Here is a 14,907-nt window from a genome sequence, read left to right on the forward strand (position 1 = left end):
TTTTATGAAAAAAATTACCTTGTTGATCATGGTGACATTTTTCAGTGCGTTATCATATTCACAAACAGTAGACTGTGCTGTGGGTCCTGTAAATAATACAGGTTTCTGTTATGGAAATAATGATACAACATCTTTCACTTACACAAGTAGTGATGGATCGCCACTGGCAGTCATCTTCAACGCCGGACAAGTAGAGAATAACTGGGATGAACTTGTCATCACAGACTCTAACGGAACAACACAAATTTATAGCGGTTATGGAGCAGGGGGAGACTTAACAGGTCTTTCTTTTGAATCTACAGGAGATACCATTACAATTGGTATTACTTCTGATGGTTCTGTAAACTGTACTGGTAACGGCTACACTCCTTGGGATTTTACAGTTTCTTGTGTAGACACTACGCAACCACCTTCGTGTGTTGCAGTAACTGCACCAACTGCAGGAGAAGTAGATGTAAACGAAGAAAGTGACATTTCTTGGGGAACAGCTACAGGTGGACCAACGGGATATTTAATTTCTATTGGAACTACGCCAGGAGGAACAGATATCGCAAACATGGTTGATGCAGGATTGGTAAATACGTATGATCCAGGAACACTCCCTTTTTCTAGTGATATTTACGTAACAATCATTCCTTACAATGCAAACGGAAACAGAACTGGATGTACAGAGTCAGTGTTTACAACACGTGACGATCCAAATACACCTGTTGATTGTGCTTCTGGAGTTCCAGTAAACAACACAGGTTTCTGTTATGGAAACAATGACAACACAATGTTTAACTACTCAAGTTCTGATGGTTCAAACTTAGCAGTTGTATTTAATGCAGGACAAGTAGAAAATAACTGGGATGAATTAATCATCTTAGATTCTGATGGTGTTACTGAACTTTACAACGGATACGGAAATGCTGGAGATTTAGCAGGACTTTCGTTTGAAACTTCAGGTACTTCAATTACAATCATGATTCAATCTGATGGAATCTTTGGTTGTCAGTCAGAAGGATATACACCTTGGGATTTCTCAGTATCATGTGTGGACGATACAGTTCCACCAACATGCGTATCTTTAACTTCACCTACGGATGGAGCAATTGATATTAATGAAGAAGACGATATTACTTGGGGAACTGCAACAGGCGCTCCAACAGGATATTTAGTTTCTATTGGTACCACTCCAGGTGGAACAGATATTGCAAATGCAGTTGACGTTGGATTAGTAAATACATACGATCCAGGAACAATGCCATTCTCAACAGTTATATATGTAACAATTACACCTTACAATGCAAACGGAAACGCTACAGGTTGTGCTGAAGAAAGCTTTACTATTAGAGACGATCCGTTTATCGTTGTTGATTGTAGTGGTCCACCATTAAATAATGTAGGATTCTGTTATACAAGTGGTGTAACAACACGTTTTAGCTACAGAAGTTCTAATGGTAACAATCTTGCAGTAAGCTTTAACTCAGGTAATGTTGAAAACAACTGGGATGAGTTAAACATTTACGATTCTGACGGAACAACTTTATTATATACAGGTTACGGAAACGGTGGAGATTTAGCAGGAATTGCTGCAGAATCAACTGGCGATAGTATCATCATTGAGGTAACTCCTGATGGTTCTGTAAGTTGTCAAACAAGTGCTAACATTCAGCCTTGGGATTTCATCGTAGGATGTATTGATCCATTGGCACCGCCATCATGTGTATCATTAACATCTCCTTTAAATGGCGCAACTGCTGTTGAAATTGATGAAAATATTACTTGGGGATCTGCAATTGGAAACCCAGCAGGATATGTAGTTACTGTAGGAACAACTCCTGGAGGTAATGATGTGTATGATGGAACTCTTGGAGTCGTAAATACGCTTCCAGCTGCATTAGATACTGAATACGATACAACGTATTACGTTACAATTTTAGCATTCAATGGAAATGGATTGGCTACAGGATGTACTGAAGAAAGCTTCACAACAAGACCTGATCCAAATCAAATATTCAACTTAGTTTGTGCTGACGGACCAATTATGGTAAGTCACTGTTATACAAACAACGATGACAATACATTCTTATTTACTTCAGATTCAGGATTCCCTGTAAGATTAACATTTACAGCAGGAACAATTGTAGATGACTTTGATACCATTACAATTTATGATGGATCAGATGCTACAGGTGCTGTTTTATTTGAAGGTAATAACGCCGGAGATTTAACTGGATTAGTAGTTGAATCTACGCTTGGAAATATTTTTATGGTAGTAAACAGTGGAGGATTCACAAGTTGTGCTTCTGGAAACGGAACTACTTGGGAATGGACTGCAGAATGTTTAACATGTTTCAGACCAACAGCAACATATACAGTTGTTGAAGACTGTGCAGAAGGAGAACAATTCTTAGTTGATGTTAATGTTTCAGATACAGGAGATGCTGTAACTGTTACAATTTCTGATGACTTTGGAAGTGCTCCACAAGTAATTGATGCTCCTGGAATCTATACATTTGGACCATATCCAAACACAACACCAGTAGTATTTACAGTAGCTGATACCGATGATACAAACTGTGTATTAACAAGTGATCCACAAACACAAGCATTCTGTCCAGATCAAGCTTGTGGTATTATCAATGCAGGATACGATCAATTACAAACATGTGACGTAACTTCTACAGACTTATCTGCTACATTTATGGCAAGTTCTATAACGTCTGATACAAGTGTATATACAATTAGTGACTTACAATGTCCACCAGATAACCTAACAGGAGAGCCAACTTCTATTACATTAGATGATAGATATTCTTCTGCTATTGACATAGGATTTACATTCAATTATTTTGGAACTGCATATACGCAACTTTCAATTGGAGCAAATGGATTAATTTCTTTTGACCCTGTTGATCCAGGAGCATTTTGTCCATGGAACTTTGCGCCAGGAGATTTACTTCCTACGCCAAACGTTCCTGATAATGCAATTCACGGAGCATTCCATGATATTGATCCTGGTGTAGCTGGAGATCACTATATTGAATATGCTATAGTAGGTACTGCACCTTCTCGTCAATTTAAAGCAACATTCTTTGAAGTACCTCACTTTGGATGTAATGATATCATGACAACACAACAGATCATTTTATATGAATCTTCAAATGTTATTGATGTAATCTTAATCGAAAAGCCATTCTGCCCAACTTGGAATGATGGTGGTATTGCTATTGTTGGTATTCAAAATGCTGGAGGAACAGTAGGATATGCACCTGCAGGAAGAAACAATGGTGTTTGGGAAGTAACTGAACAAGAATTATGGCGATTTGTGCCAGCAGGAACTCCAAACTATACATTTGAGTGGTTAGACGCTGATGGAAACGTAATTAGTAATGATACAGATATTACAGTATCACCTACAGAAGACACTACATATACAGCATCTATAACATATGCGCTAGCTGATGGATCTTTAGTAACGTTAACAGATGATGTTACAGTTACAGTACAAACAAATCCAGTAGCTGGAACTATAGATACATTAGAAGTATGTGATGAAGACCTTGATGGTGTAGCTGATTTTGATTTAACTACTCAAGATGCGCCAATAATTAACGGATCAACAGATCCTTTAGTAGTTTCATATTATGAATCAATGGCTGATGCAGAAGCAGGAACAAACATGCTTGCAGATCCAACAGTATATACAAGCGCAGGTGGAACAGTATACTTCCGTCTCGAAAATACGGATACTAATTGTTACTCAACAGGTAGTTTTGATGTTTCAGTGTTAATGCAAATCGATCCAGCAAATATTGGTTTAGAAGGAGAATGTATCAATGATGAATATACAATTACTGTATCTCCATTAAATAATGGATTTGATCCTGCAACTGTTACGTATGAATGGTCAGGTGGATCATCATCTAACAATGATGGAGAGCAATTCATTGCAACTGATGATGGAGAATATACAGTAACAATCACTACTGCAGATGGTTGTTCAAGTTCTCAAACATTTACGGTTATCAACTCTATGTGTTCATTCCCACAAGGAATTTCACCAAACGGAGATAACTTAAATGACACATGGAATTTAGCAGCATTTAGAGTACAAGAATTAGAAATATTTAATTCTCATGGTCTTTCTGTTTACAAAAAGAATAACTATACGGATGAATGGAGAGGTCAAACAAATGATAATGATGAATTGCCAGTAGGAACTTATTTTTATGTATTGAGACTTGAAAATGGAGAAGCTAAGAACGGATGGATTTATCTAAACAAATAGTTTCCCTAAAATTAAACATCTAAATTCTTAAAAATAATATTACATCATATCATGAAGAACTTATATATCGCACTATTTGTATTACTTTTTTCACTACCATCTCTTGCTCAGCAAGATCCACAGTACACACAGTACATGTACAATATGGCAGTTATCAATCCTGCGTATGCAGGATCTAGAGAAGGAATATCTTTAGGAGCATTATACAGAAATCAATGGACCGGATTTGACGGTGCCCCAAGAACGTTTACGTTCTTTGGGCATTCGCCAGTCGGTAAAAACGTTGGACTAGGATTGTCTTTAATTTCAGATCAAATTGGACCTGTAAAAGAAACCAATACTTACGTTGACTTTGCATACACACTAAACTTAGGAGGCGCTCATAAATTAGCGTTTGGACTAAAAGGAGGACTTACATTCCATGACATTGGATTGTTGTCTCAAGTAAACCCAACACTAATCGATCAAGGAGATGAAGCCTTTTCTAGTGATGTAAATGAGACAACCTTTAACTTAGGAGCTGGGCTTTTTTACTATTCTGATAATTACTATCTAGCATTGTCTGTTCCTAACTTTTTAAAAGGAAAACACTTAGACGTTAATGGTAGAGCGTATGGTTCAGAAATACAACATTACTTCCTTACTGGTGGTTATGTATTCCAAGCAACTCCAAATACCAAAATTAAGCCGTCATTCTTAGTAAAGTCTGCATTTGATGCACCGACATCATTTGACTTGAACTTGAATGCCTTATTTTATGAAAAATTTGAAATTGGAGCTTCGTACCGTTTGGATGACTCTTTCAGTGGAATGGTCAACTTTGCGATTAACCCGAGATTACGTATAGGTTATGCCTATGATGCGGTAACTTCAGAAATTTCTTCTGTTGCAAGTGCATCGCACGAAGTATTCTTATTATTTGATTTATACTTCCCAAGAAAAGTTTCTCGTTCGCCAAGATATTTCTAAAACCTAATACGCCAATAAACAATGAAAAAACTATATATATTACTTCTCGTTCTAGCAACTTCAAATGTGTTTGCTCAGAATGATAGAACTAAAAAAGCAGACAAGCTTTATAACAGGCTTGAATATGTAAAAGCGGCTGAAGAATATCAAGAAATTGCCATTGAAGAAGCTGATGCTTACGTATACGAACAATTAGCAAACTGCTATTATAATCTTTTTAAAACAAAAGATGCCGAACGTTGGTACAGACAAAGTATTTCTGAAGGAAACAAAAAAGCAGATGTATATTACAAATATGCACAAATGCTTAAAGCGAACTCAAAATACAAAGAGCACAACGAATGGATGGCAAAGTTTGCAGATGCAAAGCCAAGAGATAAAAGAGCAATTGCATTCAACAAAAATCCAAATTACATTCCGCAAATCTTAGCGAAAGTGACAAAGTTTGAAGTGAAAAATTCAGAAATCAACACAAAAAATTCTGACTTTGGAGCTATTTCAGCTGGTAACTCAGTATACTTTACGTCTACGCGTGATGGTGGAAGAAAATATGGATGGAACGATCAACCATACTTAGACATTTATATGGCTTCGTATGATGGAGACGGAGAATTATCTAATGCAATCTCTCTATCGGATGATATCAATACAAAATATCATGAAGGAACTGTAAGTTTCTCTCCAGACAAGAAAACAATGTACTTTACTCGTGAAAATTACTATGATGGTAAATTCAAAAAAGATGAAGACGGTAAAGGAACATTAAACTTGTATACAGCAACAATGTCAGGTGGAGAATGGGGCAATGTAAAATCAGTTCCATTTAACAATGACGAGTATTCTGTAGGACATCCAGCGGTAAGTGCTGATGGAAAAACATTATATTTTGCTTCTGATATGCCAGGAGGTTTAGGACAATCTGATTTATACAAAGTTGCTATTAATAGTGACGGATCTTTCGGAGAACCAGAAAACTTAGGAGGTGATATCAATACTGAAGGAAGAGAATTTTTCCCATACATGAGTAGCAACAATACATTATACTTTTCTTCTGATGGACATTTAGGTATTGGAGGATTAGATGTATTTGCTGCAAGAGTAAAAGATGGTTCTTACGGTGCAGTTCGTAACTTAGGAACACCATTAAACAGTAATTCAGATGATTTCTCTTTTACGTTTGATGAAGAGTCTAAAAAAGGATTCGTTGCTTCTAACCGTGATGGTGGAAAAGGAAGTGATGACATCTACGAAGTAAACTTAATCAATCCTATTTGTGATGTTGATTATGTAATTACAGTAACTGACAAAGAAACTGGCGCTGTATTAAGTGGAGCAAACGTTATTTTAGCGGATGACCAAGGAAATAGTGTTGGAGCAAAAACTACAGATTCAGAAGGAAAAGTAGTTTTCAAAGTAGAATGTGACAAGTCTTCTCAGTTAGAAGCTAGTATTGAAGGATATGTTCCTGAAAAAGTAGATGTAAACAGTGGAGACAATCCAGAAAGATCTGTAGACATTCCATTAGCTCCAATTGAAGAAATCATTGAAGAAGAAGTGATCGTATTAAATCCTATCTTTTTCGATTTCGATAAGCACAACATTAGACAAGATGGCGCATTTGAATTAGATAAAGTAGTTTCTGTAATGAAGAAATATCCAAACATGGTTATCAAAGTAGAGACACATACTGATTTTAGAGGTCCAGCTTCATACAATCAGCGTTTATCTGAAAGAAGAGCAAAATCTACAGTACAATACATCATCTCTAACGGAATTGATGCTTCGCGCTTAAGCAGTGAAGGAAAAGGAGAAAGCGCTCCATTAATTGACTGTAAAAAATGTACGGACGAAGAACACCAACAAAACCGTCGTTCTGACTTCATTATTGTAAGCAAAGACTAATTACAATTACATATAATATATTAAAACCTGTAACTCCTGTAGTTGCAGGTTTTTTTATGCAATACACTTTCAAGTATAACTCAAAATTAGTAAGTTTATTAAAAATCATTTCTATGACAATTACTATTAATGATGAATCCCTTACGGGCGATATTCTAAATCAAATACAAATCGCTGTTGAAAGTGAAATAGTTACGGTAAAAGATATCATAATCGCACGCGTAACAGCAGAAGTAGAAGCCTACAATAACAAGCTTCCTGAGTACTTTAAAGGCTTTATTCGCCCAACTGCATCCGAACAAACATTGAACGGTTACAAGCTCAAAAAAACGCACGCTAAAATTGATGCAGAACAGCAAACATTTATCGCACTTGATGCATTTCAAAACAATGGCTTTTTCGTTTTAATAGACAATCAGCAATCGGAAAGTTTAGAGCAGCAAGTATTAGTCACAAAAACAACCACAGTTAGCTTTGTAAAACTCACACCATTAGTTGGAGGATAAATTGAAAATATGGGATTCACAGATAGTTTAAAGAATTTTTTTGGCGCTAAAAAAGAAGAAGATGCTTTAGAAAGCTCAATATACAAGGATCAACTAATAGAAATTAGGCAAGAAGCTTTTTTAGAAGGATACACTTATTCAATACCGTATTCAAAGTTGAAATCGTACAAAGTGCTCAAAGCAAAAGAAGCGACTTTCAAAAAAGAATTTGTCCAATATCTAGCTGAGAAAAATGTAGCGTTACTCAAAAAAGTTTCACTAAGATCGCTTTCAAATGTAGAAAGTACGACACGGAATATATGCGATAGTTTACTAACGGCATTACTGCGTAGCAATCTTGAATATGAACCAGCAGAATTTGCCAAACTGATGGATTTCTTTGAAGTTTCATCAGCTTCTAAGAAAAACATTATACATTTTTCAAATTGGCCTATCGGATATGCTGTACAACAAATAGAAAAAAGCGTAAAGAAAAATGGAGTATCTCCTGAATGGAAAGCATACATAGAAAAATTTCTTGCATCTCCAGCAATGGCAAACAAAAACATTTATTGGGGAGCAGATTTAGACAAAGTAGAAACAAAACTCAAAAAAATACTTTTTGACGGTCAAAATACAACGGGAAAAACACTTCCATACACACATGTAGACGATCGATTTGGGAAAATGTTCAATCCTGAAGTTCTTGCAATGGAAGAAAATCTACGCGATTACTTCTATCAACTGTTTCATCTATTTACCAAAGCATCCAGCGGAAAACCTGCGCAGCGCTTCTTAAAAAATACAAGTGCAATCATTGACGAAATCGGAATTGCCAAATACAAAGCTACTGTACATCCGTGGTTGGAATATGTCATACAACTCAAAGAAATAGAAACCGCAAAACAATATGACTACGGAAATGGTGAAGTATATGATTATACAGACTACGAATTTTTACACGAAAAAAGCACTGTGTTTCTAAAAGGGTTAGTGTGGAGTTTGGCGAAATTTCATGATACAAATACGCTAGGTCTAGTGGCAAAACTTGCGGAACGTTGTTATAAAAAAATTCCTGGTGTTGGTCCAACTGCGGCTAGTGTTGGAAATGCGTGTATGTATGTATTAGGAAACACCAAAGGATTGGAAGGAATCAGTCATCTATCGCGCTTAAAACTTAAAATTAAACAAAACAACACGCGAAAACTAATTGAAAAATACATTGAAGCAGCTTCTGTAAAACTAGGTATTTCTTCCTCTGAAATAGAAGAATTGTCCATTCCACATTTTGGATTGGAAGATGGTGCAAAAACATATACTTTTGACGATTATACTTTAGAAATAGGCATACAAGAACTAGGCAAAGTGAGTCTCATCTGGCGAAAGCCTGACGGGAAACCACAAAAAACAACACCTGCATTTGTAAAGAGTTCCGCAAAGCATTCGCAAAAACTTAAAAAGGCAAAAAGTGAAGTAGCGCAAATTAAAAAATACCTCACCGCACAACGCGACCGAATTGATCGTACATATTTAGACAATCGCATTTGGAGCTATGAAAGCTTCACAAAACATTACTTAAATCATGGATTAGTTAGTTTTATCGCAAAAAAGCTATTATGGCAATTTAAAAAAGGAGAAAATTTTGTTACTGCTTTATACATAAATAATCAATGGATAACTCAAGAAGATACCGTTCTAGATTGGATTACAGCTGAAACAGAAGTTCGTTTGTGGCATCCTATTCATGAGTCTGTTGATGGTGTATTATTTTGGCGTACAAAACTAGAATCGCTCGAAATAAAACAGCCGCTAAAGCAAGCATATCGAGAGGTGTATATACTTACAGATGCAGAAGTAAACACGAAAACCTATAGCAACCGAATGGCGGCGCATATCTTAAAGCAACATCAATTTAATGCATTGACAAGCGTTCGTGGATGGAAATATTCACTTTTAGGTGCGTTTGATGGTGGATATGATGGAGAAATAGCCAAAATTCAAGTAAAAGCACATCGTATTGAGGCACAATTCTGGATTAATACGCTAAATGCCGAAGATGAATTTAATGATGCAGGAATGTGGAATTATATAGCAACCGATCAAGTACGATTTGTAAAAGATCAAGAAGTAATGGATTTGTTAGATGTTCCAAAACTGGTGCTTTCTGAAATTTTGCGTGATGTTGATTTATTTGTGGGAGTTTGTAGTGTTGGAAATGATCCGCAATGGAGAGATAACGGCGGATTACCACAATACAATGATTACTGGACAAGTTATTCTTTTGGAGATTTAACCGAAGTTGCGAAAACGAGAAAAGCCATCTTAGAAAAACTATTGCCACGATTAAAAATAAGCAAAGTTGCCAAAATAGATGGGAAGTTTTTGCACGTAAAAGGCACCAAACGAACCTATAAAATTCATATTGGAAGCTCTAACATTTTAATGGAGCCAAACGATCAATATCTATGTATAGTTCCTGCAAGAGGAGAAGACAAAAAAACAAAAAATATCTTTTTACCGTTTGAAGGCGATCGTGGATTATCGTTAGTATTAAGCAAGGCATTTTTATTAGCGGAAGATGATAAAATCACAGATAAAACCATTCTAAGTCAAATCAACTAATGGCTTCTGGCTTTCAGGTGAACGAAGTTGTCAAAATTTTGCAAGAAGCTTCAAATGTGTTGCAAGGAAAATTGCAAGTATTCAATCTTTCAAAAAATGTGTTTGAGGTATTTGAGGTTCTAGTAATACAGCTCTTTTTCGTGAAAACATAATCACGTAGTAACACGCTATTTAAAACCAGGTGTACTTTCTATATTTGAGATAACCAACCACTCCATATTATGAAAGTTATAGATATTCACCCAATTACACAAACTGGTGTCAATTCAAAAGAAAAATACCAAGATGGTCGTCCGTGTTTTAGTCCAGATGGACATACGGTTCTTTTTGAACGCGCTGGAGGCGGAATTGCAAGACCACAATTTTGGATTGTTGAGATGGCTTCAAATTCAGAAAACCTATATTACAAGAGTGATACGTATGGTTGTTTAAGAGCTTCTTGGTCGTGGAATCCAAAACAAAAATCAAATCAAATAGCATTTACAGGAATTTATCCTAAAGGTGCCGTTCCTGTATCAAGAATTATGCTCTTAGATGAAAACGGTGTAAACAATAGCGCTAAACATTTAATAGTTCCTGGGTATAAAGATTCCGAATTGTCGTATCCTGCTTGGTATCCTAATGAACTTGCTTTGTTAATGACTAATTACTCACAACTAGAACTTTTGAAAGTAAATATCAATTCTTTAGGTTCTAATGTGTTAACATCCAGTAAGTATTGGTCTGGTATGGGAACTGTAAATGAAGCTGACTCTAAAATAATCGCTTTTGCAGGACAACCTGCAGGTTCTGGAAAGTATAATCAGAAAATAAATAAAATCTTGCTTCAAGTTGGTAATAATACGCCTGTGGTATTTTCAGATCCAGTTAAAGGAACTATTGGTCGCGCGCCTTGGTTTAACCCTAATGGAACTGTTATGGCTTTTGAAGCGTATTCAAATTCACAAAAACTACAAATATTTATACGAAAAGTAGATTTACTAAACCCACAATCGCCATCTATAATTCCTGTAAGTAATCCTAAGTTTGGTGCACAACATGCAAAATTTTCACCAGATGGTTCAAAAATGGTTTGGGCACAGAATGACGGAGAAGGTAGATCTCAAATCTACATGGGAAAGATTGTTGATTAAAAACAATCAATCAAAGATTTAACACTCAAAGGTCAAAAACCAAGTATTTCTACCGTATTATTTTAAGTCTTTTAATTTTACTTTTGAAATATACGTTTTGATGTGATTCCCCATAATGCACTATTACAACCTAGAAATTATAAATATAGTGATGACTACGCATGAAAATATACTTATTGGAAGTGATACTTCTGCTTCATTAGCTGCAATACTAAAAAGCTTGCAAACAATGAATCAGTATAGTTTTATTACGGCTACACGCGTGTCAGACATTGTACAGCTTTCAAAATCAATTCAACCAGCATTAATTATTCTGAGTTTTAGAGACAATCAAAATGTAATCAACTCATTATTATCTTACAGTCGAGACTTTTCAATTCCTATGTTATGTTTGCGAACTAGAAATCAACACCGAGAATTACAAATTAGAGACAATTTAGTAGTTTTTACACAGTCGTTTGAATATGGTATGCAATCAAACAATTTAGTAACCAACATACTTGGTATCTTAAAATTGATTAAAAAAACAGAAAGAGTTTCTTCGTCAAAAACAGTTCTATCAAAAGGAAAATCATCCATAGATCAAAACAAAGATTTAACGCGTTATACGTTGGAGTTAGATCAAAAAAAGGCTGTATTAGACAAAATTAAAGAACGCATCAAGCAATTATATGCAGATGTTGATGCTTCCACCAAAACACAATTAATGGCTATTGTGAACACTATCAAAATGACGCGTAATGACCGAAAGCATTGGGACGATTTTAAACATTACTTTGAAAATGTAAATCCTGAATTTCTCAAAAAACTCAGTGCTAAATTCCCGTGTCTTACCGCTAAAGATTTAAAATATTGTTGTTACCTAAAAATGAACATGTCCAATGAAGATATTCGGCTCATTCTAGGCATCAATCAAGAAAGTGTTCGTACGCACAAATATCGGCTAAAGAAAAAAATGGTTTTAGAAAAACACCAAGATTTGCGAAACTATCTGCAAGCTTTTGCTAGTTAACCAAAAAAAGAAGCTGCCTTTTACAGCAGCTTCCAAACTATAGTTTTATAAAATTGGTTTTTTAGAAAGGACAAGCTAAAGCAGATTGACATCCATCTATTAATGAACCGCCACAACCAGGACCTACAACTGATTGAATCGTTCCGCATTCAACAATATTTAATGTCTCACAATTAAATCTTGTCAAACAAAAACGTGTTGGACAAAATATTGTTACAGGACAGGCTAAAGTCACCATTGTTCCTCCAGTCACTTGACTATTTTCTAAATTAGACACTACTTTCTTATTCAGTGTCAACTTCTTTAAACTTTTTTTATTTTTTTTCATGATTTAAATTTTTATGGATTAAAATGGACATGCTACTGTATCAATAGGGCATGCTATAGTGTCAATAGGACAAGCTAGTGTGTCAATTGGGCAATTCCAACGTGTATCAATAGGACAAATCCATGTTTGTGGACAATTTGCCGTCAAAATTGGACAGTTCCAACGTGTTTCAATAGGACAAATGACTACTGTAAAGCCAGTACCTCCAATGGTTTGTTGTCCTTCCAATTTAGACACTACCTTCTTGTTCAGTGTCAACTTTTTTAAACTCTTTTTGTTTTTTTTCATGGTTTTCTAGTTTTTAAAAATTAAACTTCTTTTACCGTTACGTAACAGTTTCACAAAGGTTATTTTAAATAATGATTTGATAAACAGCTTTCTAAATACTTTTTTATAGTGCTTTTCCTGTTTTTTAATTAGGAAAAACACTCTTTGAGCTGCTGAATTAATCATGAAAAAAACAGAAATATTTAAGGTTCAAGAGTTCTACTACAGCTCAATACCTTTTATTTTAATATCTTTGAAAGTGAACTCGTGTTAATTAAAAAATAGTAAGAGTTAAACAGAAAATAGAAATAAGAAGATGAAAAAAGCCTTAAAAATTTTAGCTGTCATACTCGTAATTGTTGCAATGCTTGTAGCGTATAATTATTCGAAATTAAATATCATTTCTGGGTACTCGGCAAAAAACATGAGTTCTTCCGTTTTTGTAGCGGGTAGAGCACCAGCTTTTACGGACAGTACAGATAATAGTTTTGCACCTATAAATTTTGCGAGAGACTTTGTTGATTTACAAAAAAAATATGCTTCGGCGTCTGTATATGGATTAATGGAACGCAAAGCCATATACCGAAAAGGTCTTGGAAGTGTATTAATTGATGACGATTACGATATTACACAAGAAACTCCAATTCCGTTTCGTTCCAATATTGCTCGTATGGTACCGTATCCGTACGGAAACATGAAACAAAAAGATACTACGTTTGCCAATATTGACTACGCAAAAATTGAAAATGAGGTACAATATGCTTTTGCCGAAGTAGATGGTGAAGATGTCAAAAAAACACGTGCAGTATTAGTAATATACAAAGATCAAATCATTGCAGAACAATATGCAAAAGGCTTCAATAAAGATTCAAAAATACTAGGTTGGTCTATGACTAAAAGCTTGTTGAGCACTATGTATGGTGTTTTACAGTATCAAGGCAAACTCAATGTATGGGATAAAGCTCCTGTAGATGCTTGGAAAAAAGACGAACGTAATGCTATTACCATTCACAACTTATTACAAATGAATAGTGGTTTAGAGTGGGAAGAAGATTATGGAAAAATTTCTGATGTAACCAAAATGCTATTTCTTGAAAAAGACATGACTGCGTCACAAATAGAAAAACCATTAGTAGGCAAGCCAAATGAAACATGGTATTATTCTTCTGGAACGTCAAACTTACTATCAGGAATCTTGCGTAAGCAATTTGCCAATCATCAAGAATACTTAGATTTCCCTTATGTTGAATTTATTGATAAAATTGGAATGCATTCTATGTTGATTGAAGCAGACATGGAAGGAAACTATGTAGGTTCTTCTTATGGATGGGCAACACCACGCGATTGGGCAAAATTTGGACTGCTATATTTACACAGAGGCGATTGGAATGGTACACGTATCTTTGATGATTCTTGGGTAGATTATATCACCAAACCAACACCAACTTCTAATGGACGTTATGGCGGACACTTTTGGCTTAATGCTGGCGGATTTCATCCAGATGTACCAAAAGATATGTATTCTGCAAATGGCTATCAAGGACAACGCATATACATTATTCCTTCTAAAGATTTGGTAGTTGTTCGTTTCGGGTTAGTTGGAAAAGATGGAACAGATTTTAATAAATTCTTAAGCGGAATATGCAATGCAATAAAATAATAGAACTACTGTAACTACAGTAAATCTTCAAATATATATTGAGCTGTACTTTATGTTTCTACGTAAATTGCAGCTCTTTTTTATGTAAAAAAACAATCAAATTCTTCATAAATACAGACTCTTTTACTTCATTTTCTATAGACAGAATGAAACACCAACATATTGCCGATTTTATGTAATTATACATAAAATATAATTGCAATATGTTTGAAAATAAAAACATTTGTTGTATATTTGCACTGTAATTCTTTCG

10 protein-coding genes are annotated in these 14,907 nt (G+C 35.2%); 8 read left to right on the plus strand and 2 right to left on the minus strand.

The window, feature by feature from the left end:
• Positions 1–4 precede the first annotated feature (4 nt).
• The 7 genes from ACRBBL_RS11860 (at position 5) to ACRBBL_RS11890 (ending at position 12,399) form a co-directional block, all read left to right on the plus strand.
• Positions 5–4,276 carry a gliding motility-associated C-terminal domain-containing protein gene (locus ACRBBL_RS11860; protein ID WP_431369269.1) on the plus strand — a complete coding sequence of 1,424 codons (4,272 nt, stop codon included), beginning with the start codon at positions 5–7 and terminating at the stop codon, positions 4,274–4,276.
• Between the two features lie 51 nt (positions 4,277–4,327).
• Positions 4,328–5,245 (plus strand): PorP/SprF family type IX secretion system membrane protein, encoded by a 918-nt coding sequence (locus tag ACRBBL_RS11865; protein ID WP_431369270.1) that lies wholly within the window; start codon positions 4,328–4,330, stop codon positions 5,243–5,245.
• Between the two features lie 21 nt (positions 5,246–5,266).
• On the plus strand, positions 5,267–7,147 hold the full coding sequence (locus tag ACRBBL_RS11870; protein ID WP_431369271.1) for an OmpA family protein: 1,881 nt from the start codon (positions 5,267–5,269) through the stop codon (positions 7,145–7,147).
• 113 nt (positions 7,148–7,260) lie between these two features.
• On the plus strand, positions 7,261–7,653 hold the full coding sequence (locus tag ACRBBL_RS11875) for a hypothetical protein (protein WP_431369272.1): 393 nt from the start codon (positions 7,261–7,263) through the stop codon (positions 7,651–7,653).
• Positions 7,654–7,662: 9 nt separating this feature from the next.
• A complete protein-coding gene (locus tag ACRBBL_RS11880) occupies positions 7,663–10,254 on the plus strand; it encodes a DUF4132 domain-containing protein (protein ID WP_431369273.1) in 2,592 nt (863 codons plus the stop codon).
• A 221-nt stretch (positions 10,255–10,475) separates the two neighbouring features.
• Entirely contained in the window at positions 10,476–11,387 is a 912-nt protein-coding gene (locus ACRBBL_RS11885; protein ID WP_431369274.1) for a hypothetical protein, read from the plus strand.
• 151 nt (positions 11,388–11,538) lie between these two features.
• Positions 11,539–12,399, plus strand: coding sequence for a helix-turn-helix transcriptional regulator (locus tag ACRBBL_RS11890; protein WP_431369275.1), 861 nt, complete (start codon positions 11,539–11,541; stop codon positions 12,397–12,399).
• 61 nt (positions 12,400–12,460) lie between these two features.
• On the opposite strand, the gene ACRBBL_RS11895 is transcribed toward ACRBBL_RS11890, so the two are convergent.
• Both ACRBBL_RS11895 and ACRBBL_RS11900 read right to left on the minus strand, forming a co-directional pair.
• On the minus strand, positions 12,461–12,727 hold the full coding sequence (locus tag ACRBBL_RS11895) for a class I lanthipeptide (protein ID WP_431369276.1): 267 nt from the start codon (positions 12,725–12,727) through the stop codon (positions 12,461–12,463).
• Positions 12,728–12,745: 18 nt separating this feature from the next.
• Positions 12,746–13,015: a hypothetical protein gene (locus ACRBBL_RS11900; RefSeq protein ID WP_431369277.1), complete on the minus strand. Its 270-nt coding sequence runs from the start codon at positions 13,013–13,015 to the stop codon at positions 12,746–12,748.
• A gap of 295 nt (positions 13,016–13,310) precedes the next feature.
• On the opposite strand from ACRBBL_RS11900, the gene ACRBBL_RS11905 reads away from it, so the two are divergent.
• A complete protein-coding gene (locus tag ACRBBL_RS11905) occupies positions 13,311–14,654 on the plus strand; it encodes a serine hydrolase domain-containing protein (RefSeq protein ID WP_431369278.1) in 1,344 nt (447 codons plus the stop codon).
• Positions 14,655–14,907 lie beyond the last annotated feature (253 nt).

Source organism: Kordia sp., assembly GCF_050633145.1.
Classification (GTDB): Bacteria; Bacteroidota; Bacteroidia; order Flavobacteriales; family Flavobacteriaceae; genus Kordia.

Bases quoted from the DNA above. Each gene is read 5' to 3' on its own strand.
- ACRBBL_RS11875 (WP_431369272.1), top strand. From the start codon at position 7,261: ATGACAATTACTATTAATGATGAATCCCTTACGGGCGATATTCTAAAT.
- ACRBBL_RS11885 (WP_431369274.1), top strand. From the start codon at position 10,476: ATGAAAGTTATAGATATTCACCCAATTACACAAACTGGTGTCAATTCA.
- ACRBBL_RS11895 (WP_431369276.1), bottom strand. From the start codon at position 12,727: ATGAAAAAAAATAAAAAAAGTTTAAAGAAGTTGACACTGAATAAGAAA.
- ACRBBL_RS11865 (WP_431369270.1), top strand. From the start codon at position 4,328: ATGAAGAACTTATATATCGCACTATTTGTATTACTTTTTTCACTACCA.
- ACRBBL_RS11890 (WP_431369275.1), top strand. From the start codon at position 11,539: ATGACTACGCATGAAAATATACTTATTGGAAGTGATACTTCTGCTTCA.
- ACRBBL_RS11880 (WP_431369273.1), top strand. From the start codon at position 7,663: ATGGGATTCACAGATAGTTTAAAGAATTTTTTTGGCGCTAAAAAAGAA.
- ACRBBL_RS11870 (WP_431369271.1), top strand. From the start codon at position 5,267: ATGAAAAAACTATATATATTACTTCTCGTTCTAGCAACTTCAAATGTG.
- ACRBBL_RS11905 (WP_431369278.1), top strand. From the start codon at position 13,311: ATGAAAAAAGCCTTAAAAATTTTAGCTGTCATACTCGTAATTGTTGCA.
- ACRBBL_RS11860 (WP_431369269.1), top strand. From the start codon at position 5: ATGAAAAAAATTACCTTGTTGATCATGGTGACATTTTTCAGTGCGTTA.
- ACRBBL_RS11900 (WP_431369277.1), bottom strand. From the start codon at position 13,015: ATGAAAAAAAACAAAAAGAGTTTAAAAAAGTTGACACTGAACAAGAAG.